This is a genomic window from Mycobacterium sp. 23 (genome assembly GCF_048287075.1).
GTDB lineage: Bacteria > Actinomycetota > Actinomycetes > Mycobacteriales > Mycobacteriaceae > Mycobacterium > Mycobacterium gordonae_B.
The window spans coordinates 5801644-5819412 of the sequence record NZ_JBLVUX010000005.1; the positions used below are offsets into that span (position 1 = coordinate 5801644).

Genomic DNA, 17769 nt, shown 5'->3' on the forward strand with positions numbered 1-17769 from the left:
TGTGCAGAATGGCACGCATGACGGGCTGCCTCCGATGACCATGAACGCCAAACGGCGCCGGGTGCACGACAAGCTGGCGAAGCTGCCGGGGGTGCGGCCGGTACGGCGGCCGGTGTCGCCGGGAAGCGACGAAGAATTCGACCTTTTCTACGTCCGCACCGGCCACAAGTCGGCGCACCCGCTGGTGGTCATCCCGGGTGGCCCGGGTGTGGCGTCCCTGCGCCTGTATCAAGGGTTCCGCCGCCGCGCCGTCGCGGCGGGCCTCGACGTCATCATGATCGAGCACCGCGGGCTGGGCATGTCCCGCCACGACGACTCGGGCGCCGATCTGCCCCCCGAGGCGCTGACCGTCGAGCAGGTCGTCGACGACGTGGCCGCCGTCCTGGACGACGCGCACGTGGACTCGGCGGTCATCTACGGCTCCTCCTACGGCAGTTACATCGCCGCCGGGGTGGGCGTCCGCCACCCGCAACGGGTGCACGCGATGATCCTGGACTCACCGGTGCTGTCCGCGCACGACATCGTGGCGGTGCGCGACGCGATCCGCGGCGTGCTGCTGACCGGCGACAGCCCCGACACCGAGCAGCTGGCACCCAAGGTCCGGCGCCTGGTCGACGCCGGGGTGATGACCCCGTCGGCGGGACAGGTCGCGGCGACGGTGTACGGCTACGGCGGGGCGGCGATGCTCAACCACCAGCTCGACCTGTTGCTCACCGGGCGCCGGATGCTGTGGCGGGCACTGGTGCGCTTCACCACGATGGGTGTCAGTCAGAAGGTGCCGTACCGCTACGAATCCGACCTGGTGAGCCGCATCGCGTTCCGCGAACTCGACTATGCCGCCGAGCCGGACGGGCTGCCGCTCGACCCCGCCCTGGCGGTACGCGAAACCCTGGTCCAGACAGCCGATTTCGAAGCCGAACCGTACGACCTGATCGCAGAATTGCCGAAGTTCAGCTGGCCGACCGTGGTCATCGCCGGCGGGCGTGACCTCGTCACGCCGTTGGCAGTGGCCGAACGTGCGATGTCGCTGCTGCCGAATGCGCACTTGCTGCGCTTGCCCACCATGGCGCACAGCGCACTGGACTTCCGGGAGCCCGCCGCCCTGGAGATCGCCCGCGCGGTGTGTCGCGGCAAATTCGACGGGCTGGCCGGACGCGCCCAGGAGCTGGACGCCCTGCCGGCGCGGCTGCCGATGCGGGTGCTGTGGAAGGCGATCGACGTGGCGGCCACCGTGGAGGCGGCCGTGCCGCCCCTGCTGCACCGGGTCAGCGCATGAACCCGATCGCGGTGTAGTCCAGGTCGGCCAACCCTCGCGCGCCGAAATTCGCCAGCTTGCTGCGCACCGCCACGGGACCCGGAGACTGGATCAGGGGCAGGCTGAACCCCTCGGCCCAGATGAGCCGGTCGACGTCGTTGGCCAGGGCCCGGGCCTTGCCGGGGTCGAGCTCGCCCAGCGTTCGCTCGATCGCGTCGTCGATCTCCGGACTGCCGATCTTGCCGAAGTTGCTGTCTCCGTTGGACGCATAGATCTGGGTGAGGCCGGACAGCGGGAACGCGTCGCCCACCCAGCCGAACAACGCGATGTCGAACGCCCCGACGTTGACGTAGTCCCGGAAAAAGCCGCTGCCGGACCGTGATTGCAGATCCAGCTTGACGCCGATCTCGGCGAGGCTGTGCTGAGCGATCTGGGTGACCGCTTTGGTGCTCTGCGCGTCGTAGAACAGCATCCGCACCACCAGCTGCCGGCCGTCTTTCTCGCGGAAACCGTTCTCGGAGTTGAGTTTCCAACCCATGGCGTCGAGTTCGCGTCGGGCCCGCTCCGGGTCATACGGGATGCTGTTGTCCTGGTAGCCCTCCTGCCCGGCCACGAAGATGTGGTTGTTCAGCGGCGCCGGGTCGCCGGTGAGACCGTGCAGCGCAACGGTGGCGATGGTGCGCCGGTCGATGCCTTCGCTGACCGCCAACCGCAGTGACCGATCGGACAGGATCGACCCGTTGGCGCCGTTCATCGTGAAATGCGTCCACACCGGCGCCGGCGCTTGCCGGATCGAGATGCCCTTGGTGCGTTCGGCGATGATGAGCTGGTCGAGCGAAGCCACCCCGGTGGCGTCGATGGTGTTGTTCTGCAGGGCCGGCAACCGCGCCGGGTCGTCGAGGACCAGGTAGGTGATGGAGTCCAGACGCGGCGTGGTGCCCCACCATCTGGGGTTGCGGGTCAACATGATTCGCTGTTTAGCGCGATCCAGCGTGCTCATGATGAACGGCCCGGCGGTCAGACCCGGCGCATCCAGCCAGCCCTTGTTGAACGCCTCCGGCGTGGCGGTCAGACTCTCGGGCAGCAGCATGCCGTTGCCGGCGAACATCCCGCGCCACTCCGCGTAGGGCTTGGCGAAGGTCATGATCGCCTGACGGTCGTCGACCCCCCGGGTCACCGAGGCAACGCGGTCGGCACCGTTGGTGGTGGCGATCTCAAACGCGCTGTCGGCGCCCGTGGTGGCGTGGATCTGACTGGCGATGTCGCGCCAGGTGATCGGGCTGCCGTCGGACCAGACCGCCTTCGGGTTGATGGTGTAGGTGATGACCTGCGGGTTGGTGCCGGTGAGCTCGACGCTGGTGAAGTAGTTGGTGTTGACGGTCGCCGAGCCGTCGGCCCCGATGGTGAAGGCACTGGGCAGGGTGGCCTTCATCATCCCGGCGATCTCCGAGGAGTTTCCGTCGATGTGCAGGATGTTGAAGTTGGGCGGGAAGTCGATCAGGGCCAGCCGTAGGTCGCCACCCTCTTGCAGGGTCTGCGGGTTCTGTGGGTTGAGATCGCTCGCGGAGCCGACGGCCCCGCGGCCGGCGGGTGTCAGTTGACCGCCGGTCGAGCATCCGGACAACACCAAGACGGCGACCAGCAGCGCCGCTGCGACACGGCCCGCCCGGCTACCCATGGCCCGGCTCCGGTTGCGGCACCGCGCTGAGCAGCCGGCGCGTGTATTCGTGTTGCGGATTGCCGAACACCTGCTCGCTGTCGCCCTGTTCCACCACGGCGCCGCGGAACATCACCACCACCTGATGAGCCAGATGCTTCACCACTGAAAGATCGTGAGAGACAAACAGATACGACAGGCTGAACTGATCCTGCAGGTCGAGCAGCAGGTTGATGATGCCGGCCTGGATGGAGACGTCCAGAGCCGACACGGGTTCGTCGAGCGCGAGGATCTTGGGTTGCAGGGCCAGGGCCCGCGCTATGCCGATGCGCTGTTTCTGTCCACCGGAGAACTCGGCTGGGTAGCGGTTGGCGTCGGCGCGGCGCAGACCGACGATGCCCAGCAGCTCCGCTACCCGGGCGTTGGTGTCGTTCTTACTGAACCCATTGGCCCGCAACGGTTCCGCCAACAACTCGGAGACGGGCAGCCGGGGATCCAGCGACGCGACCGGATCCTGGAAGACCGCCTGGATATTCCGGCGCAGCGATCGGCGGCTGCCGGTGCGAAGCGTGGTGACATCGGTGCCGAGTACCTCGATCGAGCCCGACTGCGGCGCCGTCAGTTCCAGGATCTGGTTCAACGTGGTCGACTTGCCCGAACCGGACTCCCCGACGATGCCGACCGTACGGCCTTGGTGCAGTTCGAAGCTGACGCCGTCGACCGCCCGGACCTCCCCGACGGTGCGGCGCAGCACCACTCCCTTGGTCAGGGGAAAGGTCTTGACCAGATCCCGGACCCGCACCACGACGGTCGAGTCCTCGGGCGCGGCGGCCACCTGTGCGGTGTCGACCTGGTAAATTTCGGCGGCGCTGCGCCCGGCGGCCTTCTCGGTGCGGATGCAGGCCGCCCGATGCTGCGGTCCCACCTCGATCAATTCCGGTTCGGCGGAGCGGCATTCGTCTATGGCCAGCGGGCAGCGCGGTGCGAACGGGCAGCCCGGCTCCAGCCCCGCCAGCGACGGGGGAGCGCCCGGTATCGGCACCAGCCGGGTGCCCTGCGGCGCATCCAGTCGGGGCACCGAGCCCAATAGTCCGATGGTGTAGGGCATTTGGCGGTCACGGTAAAGATCGCTCACCCCGGCCGCCTCGACCACCCGGCCGGCGTACATCACCAGGGCCCGGTCGGCGAACTCGGCGACCACACCGAGGTCGTGGGTGATGATCAGAACCCCGGCGCCGGTGACGTCGCGGGCCTTCTTGAGCACCTCGAGGATCTGGGCCTGCACCGTCACGTCCAGCGCGGTGGTCGGTTCGTCGCAGATCAGCAGGTCCGGGTCATTGGCGATCGCCATTGCGATCACCACGCGTTGCCGTTCACCGCCGGACAGCTCGTGCGGAAAAGCGCGCGCCCGCTGGGAAGGCTGTGAGATCCCCACCAATTCAAGCAGTTCCACCGCGCGCTCGCGGGCCGCCTTCTTGCCGACCGCCCCCTGGTGCACGCGCAACGCCTCGGCGATCTGATCGCCGACCGTATAGACCGGGGTCAGCGCGGACATCGGGTCCTGGAACACCATGCCGATCGACTTGCCCCGAAACCGCGACATGCCGTCGTCGCCGAGCCCCAGTAGTTCGGTGCCCTGCAATCGCACCGACCCGCTCACCGTCGCGTACTCCGGCAGCAGGCCCATCACCGCCATCGCGGCCGCGGACTTGCCCGATCCCGATTCGCCCACCATCGCTACCACTTCACCCGGGTTGACGTGGTAGCTGATACCGCGGACCGCGGTGACCGGGATGCCGTCAGTGGGGAAGGTGACGGCCAGGTCGGCCACCTCCAGCAGGGAACTCATTCGGCACCCCGCCGCAACGTCCGGGCTCCGGGATCCAGCGCGTCGCGCAGGCCGTCTCCGGTCAGGTTGGCGCACAACACGATCAGCACCAAAACTCCGGCCGGGACCAGAAAGACCCAGGGGAAGGTGGTGGCGGCCTGGGTGCCGTCGGCGATCAGGGTGCCCAGCGACACGTCGGGGGGCTGGACGCCGAAACCGAGGAAGCTCAAACCGGTTTCGGCCAAGATGGCGAACCCTACGTTAAGCGTGGCGTCGATGATGAGGATGGACGCCACGTTGGGCAGCACATGGCCGACGATGATCCGCCGGCTGGACACGCCCATGTAGCGTGCGGCGCGGATGAAGTCGTGCTCGCGCAGGCTCATTGTCAGGCCTCGCACCATGCGGGAGCTGATCATCCAGCTGAAGGCGGCCAGCAGCAGCACCAGCGACATGATGTTGGCCGAATTCCTGGTTCGCGGGGAAACGATGGCGATCAGAATGAAGCTCGGTACAACCAGCATCAGGTCGACCACGAACATGAGCAGTCCGTCGCGCCAGTCCTTGAAGTACCCGGCGATCGATCCGACGGTGGCGGCGATTCCGGTGGACATCACCGCGACACAGAGGCCGATCAACATCGACTTCTGCATGCCGCGCAGCGTCTGAGCCAGCATGTCCTGGCCAATTGCGTTGGTGCCCAGCCAGTGCCGGCCATTGGGCGGCTGCAGCAGCGCACCGAAATCGAGGTCGCGGTAGGAGTAGGGCAACAGCGGGGGCAGCGCATAACATCCGACGAACAACAGCACCAGCAGCGCCAGGGCCACCACCGCCGAGCGGTTGCGCAGGAACCGGCGCAGCACCAGGGTGCGGCGTGAGGTGAATTCGGTTGTGTCCGTGAGCTCGGCCGCGGTCATGACACGCGCACCCGCGGGTCCAGTGCCGCATAGAGGATGTCGGACAGCAGCCCGGCCAGCAGCGTGACGGCGGCGGAGAACAGCGTAATCGCCGCGATGATGTTGGTGTCCTGGGTGGCGATGCCGCGGATCGTCCATTCACCCATGCCGTGCCAGCCGAAGATCTTCTCGACGAACACCGCGCCGCCGACGAGCCCGGCCACGCTGTAGGCGAACAGCGTCGCCATCGGGATGAGCGCGGTGCGCAGGCCGTGTTTGACCAGTGCGCGCCGGCGGGTCAGGCCTTTGGCGCGGGCGGTGCGGATGAAGTCCTGACCGAGGACATCGAGCATCGCGTTGCGCTGGTAGCGGCTGTAGCCGGCCGCGGCGCCCAGCGTCAGGGTGAGGGTGGGCAGGATCAAATGCTTCAACCGGTCACCGACCGCGGCCCAGCTGCCCTCGATGACGCCCGGTGACGTCTCGCCGGTGTAGTCGAAGAGCTGAAAGCCCAGCGCCCAATTCGTCCGCAGCGCGGCCATGATCAAGAGGTTCGCGATGACGAAGGTCGGCGTGCTCAGGATGAGCAACGCGGAAATGGTAACGACGCGGTCGCTGAGCCGGTACTGGCGGATCGCGCCCCATGCCCCCAGCGTCACGCCCAGCAGCGTGCCCAGCACGGATCCGACCACCAGCAACCGCAGAGTCACTCCGATACGGCGGCCCAACTCGACTCCGACCGGCTGGCCGGTGACCGTCTTGCCGAAATCGCCCTGCACGGCGTGCGAAACCCAGTTCACGTACCGGATCGGAATGGGCCGGTCCAGGCCGAGGTCGTGCGCCTTGGCGTCGATCACCGACTTCGGGGGGCGCGGACTGCGCTGCATCAGGCTCTCCAGCGGCGAGAAAGCCACCGAGGTGAGGCAGAAGGTCAGAAATGACGCGAGCGCCAGCAGCACGAAGTACTTCGCCAGCCGGCGCAGCAGAAAACGCGTCACGCCCTACCACCCTGCCGCATTGGGACAGGGTAACGATCGCGGCGGCGGAGAGCTTGTCGCCGCCCGCGTCCACGAACGCATCGGTACGGCAAGACCTGCCCTTCGCAGCGCGTTTGCAGAGATTTCGGCGATGCCCCGACCTTCCTGCGGCTTTCCGCAGGGCGGTAGCGCGGCGGCGGATGGCCGTGCTGCCGTTGACCACCGGCCGAAACCCGCCAGCCCCGACAAACGGTGGACGAAATGGTAGGCCTGCGCGAACGCAGGTTCGGGTGACGGGCGGGCTGCGGCCGCGGAGGAGACCGAGGTCACTTAGCCGCCAGAACGGCCGGTCATTGCGCGATCATCACGATCTACGGCTGCCGATTGCACTTGGTGGCTGACACGTGGGGGCCGGAGGGGGCCGTAGCCCTCCTTCGGCCCCCACGATTGTCAGTGAGCGACACGGCGTCAGTCCGGTTGTGCCCTACCGTTGCAGCACCCCGTCGACTCCGTTGATGCCGGACGGACCCGGCGGCGTACCGGTCCCGCCGTTTCCTCCATTGCCGCCGGTGCCTAGCACAATTGCGTTTCCGCCAAAGCCGCCGAGGCCGCCGGGCACCGCGCCGATGCCGTCGCCGCCTGCGCCGCCGTTCCCACCATCACCGAACAGTCCGGACCTGCCGCCGAAGCCGCCGAAGCCGCCGAGGGCCCCACCTGCGCCGCCAGCGCCGCCGGTCCCGCCGTCGCCGAGGAGGCCGGTGGCTGTGCCACCCGCACCGCCGATTCCGCCGACAGCTCCGACACCGCCGTTCCCGCCGGCACCGCCGTTCCCGTAGATGCCGCTGCTGCCGCCTGCACCGCCGCCGCCGGCGAAAGTGCCGAAACCGCCGCTTCCGCCGATTCCGCCGTTGCCGGTGAGTAGGGCGCCGTCGCCGCCGCGTCCGCCGGTCGCACCGGCGGCGGTGGTGCCGCCACCGCCGGTCCCGCCGGCCCCGCCGGTGCCGTAGAACGTCCCCGCATTGCCTCCGTTGCCGCCGGCGGCGCCGCCGCCTGCACCGACGCCGATCCCGCCGGCCCCGCCGGCCCCGCCGTTGCCAAAGTATGAGTTGGCGGATCCACCGGCCCCGCCAACCCCGCCAGTGTCAAGTCCGAGCCCGCCTGCTCCACCAGCGCCGCCGGTGCCGGACAAGGTGGCGCCATTGCCGCCGAGACCGCCTGCCCCGCCGACGGTGTTGCCTGCGCCACCGCTGCCGCCAGCGCCACCGGTACCGAAGAACGAGCCGGCGTTACCGCCGGTTCCGCCGGCGCCTCCTGCGGTACCGGCGGGTGCGCCGCCCCCTGCCCCGCCGGCGCCGCCGTTACCGGACAACACACCGGCGTTGCCGCCGGCGCCGCCGGCGCCGCCGGCGTCGGCGCCGCCGAAGGCGCCGGCCCCGCCGATTCCGCCGTTGCCGGAAATAAGGCTGGCCCCGCCGTTCCCGCCATGGCCGCCGGTGCCAAGGCCTATTCCTCCGGTGCCGCCGTGGCCGCCGTGAGCAAAGAGCCCGACACCGCCGTTGCCGCCGGCTCCGCCGATGAGGCCACCGATTCCGCCGCTCCCGCCGGAGCCGCCGGCGCTGAACAGCCCGCCAGCCCCGCCCTGGCCGCCGGTGCCACCTAGACCGACCCCGGTACCGCCGTCGCCGCCGAACCCAGCCGTGCCGGAGAACAGTCCGGCGGATCCACCTCTGCCCCCAGCCCCGCCGTCAGCGCCGATCGCGCCGGAGCCGCCGGCTCCGCCGTTGCCCATCAAGATTCCGCCGTCCCCGCCGGCGGCGCCGGTTCCCGGTGCGCCGTTGGCGCCGTTACCGATCAGCGGGCGTCCCAGCAGTGCCTGGGTTGGTGCGTTGATGACATCGAGCAGAGCCTGGTTCGAGGTGGCGATCCCGGCGGTGCCATTGGCGCCGGCCGCGCCCGCTGGGGCGCCCAGCCCGGCGTTGCCACCGTTTCCGCCCAACCCGATCAGTTGTGCGTCGCCGCCTCTACCGCCGTTACCTCCGGCGAACGGGCCACCTTCGCCACCCGCGCCGGCGTTGCCGCCGTTGCCGATCAATGCGGCCTTGCCGCCGGCCCCGCCGGTGCCACCTGCGCCACTACCGGCCAGTCCGCCGTTGCCGCCAGTGCCGCCGTCACCGAACAGGCCAACGGCGTTACCGCCGGCGCCCCCGGCGCCGCTGACCACGCCGGAATTGCCGTTTCCGCCGGCTCCGCCGGAGCCGGCAAGGCCGCCGCTGTTGCCGCCGCGGCCGCCCGCCCCACCAACCGTGTCGCCCGCGCCGCCGTGCCCGGCGTTCCCGCCGGTGCCAAAGAGCGTGGCGGCGTTGCCGCCGCTGCCGCCATTGCCGCCGGCGCCCTTGCCGCCGAACCCGCCGGAGCCGCCAATCCCTCCGTCGCCCAGGATCGTACCGCCGTTACCGCCGGCGCCGCCCGCTCCGCCGTTGACTTGGCCGAATGCTCCTGCTCCGCCGGCTCCGCCGGTGCCGAACAGTGCGCCGGCATTGCCGCCGAGTCCGCCTGCCCCGCCGACGCCGAAGCTGGTGCCACCGGCACCGCCGGTCCCGCCCGTGCCGGAGAGTGTGGCGGCGTTGCCACCGGAGCCGCCGGCGCCGCCTGCGGCTCCCGCGACCCCGCCGGCGCCGCCGGCGCCACCGTCGCCGTGGAAAAAGCCGGCGTTGCCGCCGGCACCGCCGGCCCCGCCGGTAGTGCCGGGCGCGTTGGCGGCGGCGGCGCCGGCGCCGCCCACACCGCCGTTGCCGTAGAACGCGCCGGCATTGCCGCCCTGTCCACCCGCGCCACCGGTCGCCTGCCCGCCACCGCCGAGACCGCCGGCTCCACCATTGCCGACGAACATGCTCGTCCCGCCGGCACCGCCCTTTCCGCCGATGCCCCCAGGGGTGAAGTTGTACCCTCCGTCGCCGCCGGCTCCGCCGTCGCCGAACAGGCCGGCGCCGCCGGCGCCGCCGGCCCCGCCGGTGGTCCCCACGCCGCCGGTGCCGCCAACCCCACCGGCGCTGAATAGCCCAGCGGCCCCGCCTTGACCGCCGGCACCGCCAACCCCGGCTAGTCCGTGGCCGCCCGCACCGCCGTTGCCGGGCGTGCCGAATAGCAACCCCGCGGCACCGCCGCGGCCGCCGGCCCCGCCAATGGCGCCACTAGCACCCGACCCGCCGGCGCCACCGTTGCCGATCAAGATTCCTCCGTCGCCTCCGTTCGCGCCGGTGCCCGCGGCGCCATTGGCGCCGTTGCCGATCAGCGGACGGCCCAGCAACGCCTGGGTAGGTGCGTTAACCACGCTGAGCAGACTCTGTGATGTGGCTTCGGCGCTGGCATATAAGTTGGCACTGGAATCCAAGGCCGCCACGAACTGCGTGTGAAAAGCCGTCGCCTGGGCGTTGGCCGCCTGGAAAGACTGACCGTGTGCGTTGAAGAGTGCCGCTATCTGCAGCGACACCTCATCTGCTGCGGCGGTAATTACTGAAATTGTCGGGCCCTCCGCAGAAGCGCTCGCCTGGCTGATTACATTTCCGATATTCGCCAGATCCCTCGCGGCCGACGTCAGCAATTCAGGCGTGGCGATTACGTAGGACATGTATCGAGCCTCCATTTTCATTTTTGTCGTATGCGCAGGTAGGCGAGCTGGGCCAGACTATCGATGCTGTGTCGATAGGAGAATAAAAAATGCAAATCTTTTACAAAGGTTATGTTGGTATTGTTTAATTTGCGCTTCTTGGGTACCAGTGCGTACAAATTTGACTCACTTGAAGCGCGCGCATACTCAGGCGGTGGCGGAGGGGCAGAAGAGGTGGTGATAGCGGTGCGGCTGAGGAGTGCTATGGCTGGTGCCGGCGCAGGCCCGCTCGGGCTGACAGGTCTGACCGGCCTGCTCGATGTCAACCGAGTCTGCTGCCACCGCTAGGACGCCAAGAACAGAGCGCAAGCGCGTTCGGAGTTTGTGGAGCGGACGTAACTGGGAGTGCCGATTACGCGCGCGCTGATTTTGAGCAGTGAAACGGTGGGCGGCGATTGCTAAGCTTCCTCGCGCCATCGATCTGGTTGGCGAATTTCCGCACCGCGACACCCGAGGGAGACTTGCGTGACGGTTACCGACGACTACCTGGCCAACAACGCCAACTACGCGAGCTCCTTTCACGGGCCGCTGCCGCTGCCGCCGAGCAAGCACGTCGCGGTGTTGGCGTGCATGGACGCCCGCCTCGACGTCTACCGCGCGCTCGGGATAAACGAGGGGGAGTCGCACGTCATCCGCAACGCCGGCGGCGTGGCCACCGATGACGCCATCCGGTCCTTGGCGATCTCCCAGCGACTGTTGGGGACCAAGGAGATCATCCTCATCCACCACACCGACTGCGGCATGCTGACTTTCAACGACGACGAGTTCAAGCGCAGCATCCAGGAGGAGACCGGCGTGAAGCCGCCGTGGGCGGCCGAGGCGTTCCCCGACATCGCCGAGGACGTCCGCCAGTCATTGCGCCGGATCGAGAACAGTCCGTTCGTCACCAAGCATGAGTCGTTGCGAGGGTTCATCTTCGACGTCGCGACCGGCAAGCTCGAAGAGGTCACCCTCTAGCGCGAGCAGACGCGAAATCGCCCGTTTCGTGCCGAAATGAGGCGATTTCGCGTCTGCTCGCGGGGAAACCGGCGCGGCCCCGCACGGCAAAGATCACCCGTCTTCGTGCGCGGCCTGGAAGTCCTCCACATGCTGGGCGACTTCGACGACGTCTTCGAAGCGCGCGACGTGGAACAGCGCATCACCCTGGTGCACGATCGGCAGCTGGCTTCGTCCGATCACCAGACCCGAATGTTCTGCGGTGACAGCGATTTCGGCGTCGCCGAAGGGATCGGCGATCGTGCCGATCTGTTCTCCGCGCTCCACCCGGGCGCCGAGCGGCTTCGCGGCGCGGAACATCCCGCTCTCCGGCGCGCGCACCCACGAGCTCGAGCGCGCCACGAACGGCTCGGCGCGGGCGCGGCGCCGGTGTGACGACGGGAGCATGCCGAGCTTTCGCATCACGTTGATGATGCCCTGCACCCCGGGTCCTATCGACAACTCGGCGAAGCGCAGCGCCTCGCCGGCCTCGTAGAGCAGCGTCGGGATGCCCAACGCCGCGGCCGCCTCGCGCAGCGAGCCGTCGCGGACCGCGGCGTTGATCAGCACCGGCACCCCGAAGCTGCGCGCCAGAGCGAGTGTCTCGGGGTCGTCGAGATTGCCGCGGATCTGCGGCAGATTGTCGCGATGGATGGCCGCGGTGTGCAGGTCGATGCCGTGGGTGCACTTTGCGACGATCTCGGTCATGAAGCGGTCGGCGAGTTTCGCGGTCAACGACCCGCGCCCGGAGCCGGGGAACGAGCGGTTGAGGTCGCGCCGGTCCGGAAGGTACCGCGAGTGGTGGAGCACTCCGTAGACGTTCACGATCGGGATCGCGATCAGCGTCCCCCGCAACTTCGCCAGCGCAGGCCGGCGCAACAGCCGCCGGATGATCTCCACCCCGTTCAGTTCGTCGCCGTGCACCGCGGCGCACACGAACAGCCGCGGGCCATCGCGCCGGCCCCGCACCACCTGCACCGGCATCGTCAGCGGCGTGTGCGTGTAAAGCTGCGGAATCGGCAGCTCGATGGTGGTGCGGGTACCCGGCGCGATCGAGGTGCCACCGATCACCACGTCGGCACTCAACCTTTGCCCCGGGTTTTGGTCTTGCCGTGCCGGGCGTGCTTCTCGATGAACTCGATGATGAGCTTGGCGACGTCGCGCTTGGTTGCCTCTTCAATGCCTTCCAGGCCGGGCGAGGAATTGACCTCCAGCACCACTGGACCGTGATTCGACCGCAAGATGTCCACACCGGACACGTTCAGGCCTAGGCGTTGTGCGGCACGCACCGCGGTCGAGCGTTCCTCCGGCGTGAGCCGGATCAGCGAGGCGGCACCGCCGCGGTGCAGGTTGGAGCGGAACTCGCCGGGCTTCGCCTGGCGCTTCATCGCCGCGACCACCTTGTTGCCGATCACGAAGCAGCGGAGGTCCGCGCCGTGCGCCTCCTTGATGTACTCCTGTACCAGGAAGTTCGCCTGCAGCCCCCGGAAGGCCTCAATGATGGCCTCGGCCGCCGAGCGTGTTTCGCACAGCACGGTGCCCTTGCCCTGGGTTCCCTCGAGCAGCTTCACCACAAGCGGTGCGCCGCCGACGATCTCGATCAGCTCGGAGGTCGCGTCGGTGGAGTGGGCGAAGGCGGTGACCGGCAGCCCGATTCCGGCGCGCGCCAGGATCTGCAGCGAGCGCAGTTTGTCGCGTGACCGGGTGATCGCGACCGACTCGTTCAGGCAGTACGTGCCCATCATCTCGAACTGACGCACCACGGCCGAGCCGTAGAACGTCACCGACGCGCCGATGCGGGGAATGACCGCGTCGAAGGACTCCAGCTCCTCACCGCGATAGTGCACCGCCGGATCGTGCGAGGCGATGTCCATGTAGCACTTGAGGTGATCGAGCACCACGACGTCGTGCCCGCGATGCTCGGCGGCCTCGACCAGGCGGCGGGTGGAGTAGAGCTTCGGGTTTCGGGAGAGCACGGCGATCCTCATCGCGGGGCTCCCGGCATCCGGAGGGCACCCCGGCGCGGTCGTCCGGACAGGTAGGAGCGGGCCGGGTCGACGTGGAAGCGTCCGCTCAGCGCGGTTCGCCCGAGGAGCATCCGGAAGCGCATCGTCTCCCGATCGGTGAGCGTCATCTCGGCCCGGAAACGCTCACCGGAGACCTCGACCGTGGTCTCGATGACGAAGCGTTGCTCGCGGTGCCCGCCGGAATCCGCGACCACCCGCTCGTCGAGGACGTCGGCGAGGCAGATCTGTTCGATGCTCACGTCGTGCTGCAGTGGGCGCATCCCGAACCGCACGCGTCGCCGCCCGTTCTCCACCAGCGGTTCGACGAAGAACGCGTGCAACGCGGAGGTTCGGGCGCCGGTGTCCACCTTGCACTTGATGTGTTCGATCCCCAGGTCGGGCAGTGACACCCACTCCCGCCATCCGAGCAGCGTGCATTCGCCGTTATCGATGTTGCCCGCCATGGACGTGTAGGACTCCGACCGGAACTGTGTTGGACAGGAGCGCCGAGGGCCGCGCGATCGTCCTCGGCGCCGGCGTAGAAGCCGGAATCTATCACCCGCGCCGGCGCGAATCCGGGTGCCCCGGCCGCTTGACCGCAGCGCGTCCGCGCCATCCCCGCAGCGGCCCCGCGCCCCGGGGGCGAGCAGACGCGAACTCGCACGATATGGGCCCATATCGTGCGAGTTCGCGTCTGCTCGCGAGGGGGAGGCGTCCCTCCCTCCCAGGAAATGCGGCATTGACACCGGCGTACGGCGCTGGTTATATACATGAAATAACCGTAAATCTGGTCAATCCAACCAACTTAACCGGGAAACGATGCTGATGACTACCGACGTCAAAGCCGGCCCCGCCGTCGGTCAGTACGAGTTGAGCCATCTGCGCTCGCTCGAGGCCGAGGCAATCCACATCATCCGAGAAGTCGCCGCCGAGTTCGAGCGGCCGGTACTGCTGTTCTCCGGCGGCAAGGACTCGATCGTCATGTTGCACTTGGCGCTCAAGGCTTTTCGGCCCGGACGACTGCCGTTCCCGGTTATGCACGTGGACACCGGTCACAACTTCGACGAGGTCCTGCAGACCCGCGACGAGCTGGTCGAGGAAGCCGGGGTGCGGCTGGTGGTGGCCTCGGTGCAGGACGACATCGATGCGGGCCGGGTGGTGGAGACCATTCCCTCGCGCAACCCACTGCAGACCGTGACGCTGCTGCGCGCCATCGCGGAGAACAAGTTCGATGCGGCCTTCGGCGGTGCCCGGCGTGACGAGGAGAAGGCGCGGGCCAAGGAGCGGGTGTTCAGCTTCCGCGACGAGTTCGGCCAATGGGACCCGAAGGCGCAGCGTCCCGAGTTGTGGAACCTCTACAACGGGCGTCACCACAAGGGTGAGCACATCCGGGTCTTCCCGCTGTCCAACTGGACCGAGTTCGACATCTGGTCCTACATCGGCGCCGAGAAGGTCAAATTGCCGTCGATCTATTTTGCGCACCGCCGCAAGGTTTTTCAGCGCGACGGCATGCTGCTGGCGATGCACCGGCACCTGCAGCCGCGCGCCGACGAGAAGGTGTTCGAGACCTCGGTGCGGTTCCGCACCGTTGGCGACGTCACCTGCACCGGCTGTGTGGAATCCGAGGCGGCCACCGTGTCGGAGGTCATTGCCGAGACTGCGGTGTCACGATTGACAGAACGCGGAGCCACCAGGGCAGACGACCGGATTTCGGAGGCCGGCATGGAAGACCGTAAGCGGCAGGGGTACTTCTGATGGCGACACTTCTGCGCTTGGCGACCGCGGGTTCGGTCGACGACGGCAAGTCCACGCTGATCGGGCGGTTGCTCTACGACTCCAAGGCCGTGATGGAGGATCAGTGGGCGGCCGTCGAGAAGACGTCCAAGGACCGCGGTCACGACTACACCGACCTCGCTCTGGTGACCGACGGCCTGCGCGCCGAGCGTGAGCAGGGCATCACCATCGACGTCGCCTACCGCTATTTCGCTACTCCCAAGCGGAAATTCATCATCGCCGACACTCCCGGGCACATTCAGTACACCCGCAACATGGTGACCGGCGCCTCCACCGCGCAGCTGGTGATCGTGCTCGTCGACGCGCGGCACGGCCTGCTGGAGCAGTCGCGCCGGCACGCCTTCCTCGCGTCGCTGCTGGGCATCCAGCACATTGTGCTGGCCGTCAACAAGATGGACCTGATCGGTTGGGACAAAGAGCAATTCGAGGCGATCCGGGACGACTTCCACGCCTTCGCGGCGCGTCTGGATGTGCAGGACGTCGCCACCATCCCGATCTCCGCACTGCACGGCGACAACGTGGTGACCAAGTCCGAGCAGACACCCTGGTACGAGGGCCCGGCGCTGCTGTCGCACCTCGAAGAGGTCTTCATCGCCGGTGACCGCAACCTGGTCGACGTGCGGTTCCCCGTGCAGTACGTCATCCGCCCGCACACCCATGAGCATCAGGACCACCGCAGCTATGCCGGCACCGTGGCCAGTGGCGTGATGCGTCCCGGTGACGAGGTGGTGGTGCTGCCGATCGGCAAGGCCACCCGCGTCGCCGCCATCGAGGGTCCGAATGGTCCCGTGACAGAGGCTTTTCCGCCGATGGCGGTGTCGGTGAGTCTGACCGATGACATCGACATATCCCGCGGCGACATGATTGCCCGCACCAACAATCAGCCCCGGGTCGCCCAGCAGTTCGACGCCACCGTGTGCTGGATGGCCGACGGGTCGGCGCTGGAGCCCGGCCGCGACTATGTCATCAAGCACACCACCCGAACCACCCGCGCGCGGATCACCGGGCTGGATTACCGGCTCGACGTCAACACCCTGCACCGCGACAAGACGGCAACGGCTTTGAAGCTCAACGAACTCGGCCGCATCTCGTTACGCACCCAGGTGCCGCTGCTGCTCGACGAGTATTCCCGCAACGCCAGCACCGGGTCGTTCATCCTGATCGACCCCGATACCAACGGCACGGTGGCGGCCGGCATGGTGTTGCGTGACGTGGCGGCTCAGAAGGCCAGCCCGAACACCGTGCGGCACAAGTCACTGGTGACCGCCAGTGACCGCGCGATTCAGGGCAGGACGGTGTGGCTCACCGGATTGTCCGGCGCCGGCAAGTCATCGGTGGCCATGCTGGTCGAGCAGAAGTTGCTCGAAAAGGGCATTCCCGCTTACGTTCTCGACGGCGACAACCTGCGACACGGCCTGAACGCCGACCTCGGCTTCAGCATGGCTGACCGGGCGGAGAACCTGCGCCGGCTGGCGCACGTGGCCACGCTGCTCGCGGATTCGGGCCAGATCGTGCTGGTGCCGGCGATCAGCCCGTTGGCCGAGCACCGTGAGATGGCCCGTAAGGTCCACGCCGACGCGGGCTTTGAGTTCTTCGAGGTGTTCTGCGACACCCCGCTCAAGGAGTGTGAACGGCGCGACCCCAAAGGGTTGTACGCCAAGGCGCGGGCGGGGGAGATCACCCACTTCACCGGGATCGACAGCCCGTACCAGCGGCCCAAGAACCCGGATCTGCGGCTCACCGCCGACCGTAGTGTCGAAGAGCAGGCGCAGAGTGTGATCGACATGCTGGAAGTGCGCGCCTAAGAGGGCCGGCGCGCAGGGCTGGCACAATCCTGGTCATGCGGATGTCGGCCAAGGCGGAGTACGCCGTGCGGGCGATGGTCCAGCTCGCCACTGTCCCCAGTGGCACCTTGGTCAAAACCGACGAGCTGGCCCAGGCCCAGGGCATTCCGCCGCAGTTCCTCGTCGACATCCTGACCAATTTGCGGACCGACCGCCTGGTGCGCAGTCACCGGGGACGTGAGGGCGGGTACGAGCTGGCGCGGCCGGGAACCGAGATCAGCATCGCCGATGTGCTGCGCTGTATTGACGGCCCGCTGGCGAGCGTCCGCGACATCGGGCTGGGCGACCTGCCCTATTCCGGGCCGACGGTTGCGCTCACCGACGTGTGGCGGGCTCTGCGGGCGAGCATGCGGTCGGTGCTGGAAGAAACGACCGTGGCCGACGTCGCCAACGGCACCCTGCCCGAGCACGTTGCGCAGATGGCCGACGACTACCGCGACCAGGAAAGCCATCGACACGGCGCCGCGCGCGGCTAACCGGAGCCGTAGGGCCTGGTCAGGATCTCCATCGCGTGCCCGGCCGGGTCGCGGAAGTAGACGCCGCGGCCCCCGTCACGGGTGTTGATCTCCCCGGGCCGTTGGGCACGCGGGTCCGCCCAGTGGGCCAGGCCGCGGGCCGTGATCTTGCCGTAAATGGCGTCGAATTCGGCCTCGGAGACCAGGAACGCGTAATGCTGCGGCCGGATCTGCTCGCCCTCGGCGACGTCGGCGTAGTCCAGGGAGGCGCCGTGGTCGAGGGCGACGACCAGGAACGGGCCGAACGGTGTGGGGCTGGGCAGGCCGAACAATTCGGCCAGGAACTCTGCGGATTCCCGCTTGTCGCGCGACGCGACGATGGTGTGGTTGAAGCTGATGCTCATAGTTCTCGCCAGTC

General features: G+C 68.2%; 13 protein-coding genes and 1 pseudogene. 5 read left to right on the plus strand and 9 right to left on the minus strand.

Annotated elements, in window-relative coordinates:
- Window positions 1-34: 34 nt before the first annotated feature.
- Entirely contained in the window at window positions 35-1276 is a 1242-nt protein-coding gene (locus ACNQS7_RS27850; protein ID WP_418016182.1) for an alpha/beta hydrolase, read from the plus strand.
- On the opposite strand, the gene ACNQS7_RS27855 is transcribed toward ACNQS7_RS27850, so the two are convergent.
- The 5 genes from ACNQS7_RS27855 to ACNQS7_RS27875 all read right to left on the minus strand — a co-directional run bounded on the left by ACNQS7_RS27855 (window position 1266) and on the right by ACNQS7_RS27875 (window position 10238).
- A complete protein-coding gene (locus tag ACNQS7_RS27855; RefSeq protein WP_418015079.1) occupies window positions 1266-2933 on the minus strand; it encodes an ABC transporter family substrate-binding protein in 1668 nt (555 codons plus the stop codon). The genes ACNQS7_RS27850 and ACNQS7_RS27855 overlap by 11 nt on opposite strands.
- On the minus strand, window positions 2926-4761 hold the full coding sequence (locus ACNQS7_RS27860; protein ID WP_418015080.1) for a dipeptide ABC transporter ATP-binding protein: 1836 nt from the start codon (window positions 4759-4761) through the stop codon (window positions 2926-2928). The genes ACNQS7_RS27855 and ACNQS7_RS27860 overlap by 8 nt, the downstream gene beginning before the upstream one ends.
- Entirely contained in the window at window positions 4758-5657 is a 900-nt protein-coding gene (locus ACNQS7_RS27865) for an ABC transporter permease (RefSeq protein ID WP_418015081.1), read from the minus strand. The genes ACNQS7_RS27860 and ACNQS7_RS27865 overlap by 4 nt, the downstream gene beginning before the upstream one ends.
- Window positions 5654-6631, minus strand: a complete 978-nt coding sequence (locus tag ACNQS7_RS27870; protein WP_418015082.1) for an ABC transporter permease — start codon at window positions 6629-6631, stop codon at window positions 5654-5656. The genes ACNQS7_RS27865 and ACNQS7_RS27870 overlap by 4 nt, the downstream gene beginning before the upstream one ends.
- 463 nt (window positions 6632-7094) lie before the next feature.
- Complete coding sequence (locus tag ACNQS7_RS27875) at window positions 7095-10238, minus strand: PE family protein (RefSeq protein ID WP_418015083.1); 3144 nt, start codon at window positions 10236-10238, stop codon at window positions 7095-7097.
- A 504-nt stretch (window positions 10239-10742) separates the two neighbouring features.
- Between ACNQS7_RS27875 and ACNQS7_RS27880 the strand changes: the two genes are divergently transcribed.
- Window positions 10743-11234, plus strand: coding sequence for a beta-class carbonic anhydrase (locus ACNQS7_RS27880; RefSeq protein WP_055579046.1), 492 nt, complete (start codon window positions 10743-10745; stop codon window positions 11232-11234).
- 93 nt (window positions 11235-11327) lie between these two features.
- On the opposite strand, the gene ACNQS7_RS27885 is transcribed toward ACNQS7_RS27880, so the two are convergent.
- The 3 genes from ACNQS7_RS27885 to ACNQS7_RS27895 are packed head-to-tail and all read right to left on the minus strand — an operon-like array spanning window position 11328 to window position 13722.
- A complete protein-coding gene (locus tag ACNQS7_RS27885; protein ID WP_418015084.1) occupies window positions 11328-12338 on the minus strand; it encodes a succinylglutamate desuccinylase/aspartoacylase family protein in 1011 nt (336 codons plus the stop codon).
- Entirely contained in the window at window positions 12335-13240 is a 906-nt protein-coding gene (gene rimK, locus ACNQS7_RS27890; RefSeq protein WP_055579048.1) for a 30S ribosomal protein S6--L-glutamate ligase, read from the minus strand. Before rimK ends, ACNQS7_RS27885 begins: the two co-directional genes overlap by 4 nt.
- Window positions 13237-13722 carry an ATP-dependent zinc protease gene (locus ACNQS7_RS27895; RefSeq protein ID WP_418015085.1) on the minus strand — a complete coding sequence of 162 codons (486 nt, stop codon included), beginning with the start codon at window positions 13720-13722 and terminating at the stop codon, window positions 13237-13239. The genes rimK and ACNQS7_RS27895 overlap by 4 nt, the downstream gene beginning before the upstream one ends.
- A gap of 311 nt (window positions 13723-14033) precedes the next feature.
- Here ACNQS7_RS27895 and cysD point away from each other — a divergent pair.
- The 3 genes and pseudogenes from cysD to ACNQS7_RS27910 all read left to right on the plus strand — a co-directional run bounded on the left by cysD (window position 14034) and on the right by ACNQS7_RS27910 (window position 17372).
- Window positions 14034-15013, plus strand: a pseudogene (cysD, locus tag ACNQS7_RS27900) (sulfate adenylyltransferase subunit CysD).
- Window positions 15013-16857, plus strand: a complete 1845-nt coding sequence (cysC, locus tag ACNQS7_RS27905; RefSeq protein ID WP_418015086.1) for an adenylyl-sulfate kinase — start codon at window positions 15013-15015, stop codon at window positions 16855-16857. Before cysD ends, cysC begins: the two are co-directional and overlap by 1 nt.
- Window positions 16858-16892: 35 nt before the next feature.
- Window positions 16893-17372, plus strand: a complete 480-nt coding sequence (locus ACNQS7_RS27910) for an Rrf2 family transcriptional regulator (protein WP_055579051.1) — start codon at window positions 16893-16895, stop codon at window positions 17370-17372.
- On the opposite strand, the gene ACNQS7_RS27915 is transcribed toward ACNQS7_RS27910, so the two are convergent.
- Window positions 17369-17755 (minus strand): VOC family protein, encoded by a 387-nt coding sequence (locus ACNQS7_RS27915; protein WP_418015087.1) that lies wholly within the window; start codon window positions 17753-17755, stop codon window positions 17369-17371. The two genes, ACNQS7_RS27910 and ACNQS7_RS27915, sit on opposite strands and share 4 nt — an antisense overlap.
- Between the last annotated feature and the right edge of the window lie 14 nt (window positions 17756-17769).

Coding starts and splice junctions, on each gene's coding strand:
- ACNQS7_RS27895 (WP_418015085.1), bottom strand. CDS start 13,722: ATGGCGGGCAACATCGATAACGGCGAATGCACGCTGCTCGGATGGCGG.
- ACNQS7_RS27850 (WP_418016182.1), top strand. CDS start 35: ATGACCATGAACGCCAAACGGCGCCGGGTGCACGACAAGCTGGCGAAG.
- ACNQS7_RS27860 (WP_418015080.1), bottom strand. CDS start 4,761: ATGAGTTCCCTGCTGGAGGTGGCCGACCTGGCCGTCACCTTCCCCACT.
- ACNQS7_RS27875 (WP_418015083.1), bottom strand. CDS start 10,238: ATGTCCTACGTAATCGCCACGCCTGAATTGCTGACGTCGGCCGCGAGG.
- ACNQS7_RS27915 (WP_418015087.1), bottom strand. CDS start 17,755: ATGAGCATCAGCTTCAACCACACCATCGTCGCGTCGCGCGACAAGCGG.
- cysC (WP_418015086.1), top strand. CDS start 15,013: ATGGCGACACTTCTGCGCTTGGCGACCGCGGGTTCGGTCGACGACGGC.
- ACNQS7_RS27855 (WP_418015079.1), bottom strand. CDS start 2,933: ATGGGTAGCCGGGCGGGCCGTGTCGCAGCGGCGCTGCTGGTCGCCGTC.
- ACNQS7_RS27865 (WP_418015081.1), bottom strand. CDS start 5,657: ATGACCGCGGCCGAGCTCACGGACACAACCGAATTCACCTCACGCCGC.
- ACNQS7_RS27910 (WP_055579051.1), top strand. CDS start 16,893: ATGCGGATGTCGGCCAAGGCGGAGTACGCCGTGCGGGCGATGGTCCAG.
- rimK (WP_055579048.1), bottom strand. CDS start 13,240: ATGAGGATCGCCGTGCTCTCCCGAAACCCGAAGCTCTACTCCACCCGC.